Source organism: Psychrobacillus sp. Z3-81, assembly GCF_056620325.1.
The window spans coordinates 1-260 of the sequence record NZ_JBWQPU010000073.1 but is presented as its reverse complement, the minus strand read 5'-3'; the positions used below and the strand labels follow the sequence as shown (position 1 = coordinate 260).

General features: G+C 35.4%; 1 pseudogene. It reads left to right on the top strand.

The features are described from left to right. Positions 1 to 260, top strand: a pseudogene (locus AC1ECF_RS17675) (fatty acid desaturase); the annotation flags it as partial.

The window sequence follows — 260 nt, the reverse complement described above, 5'->3', positions numbered from 1 at the left end:
AGGAACGATTAAATACGTATTTGACGAATGTTTCTATTATAGTGATTTATGCTCTATTATGCTGGGCAATTGGCTGGCAAGCATTTCTATTAATTCAGGCACCGATTTTATTTGTAGCTGGCTCATTGGGAATTTGGTTATTTTATGTGCAGCATCAATTCGAGGATTCTTATTTTGAGAATGAATCTGAATGGGATTACGTGAAAGCAGCTGTTGATGGTAGTTCCTATTACAAATTGCCGAAAATTTTACAATGGGTA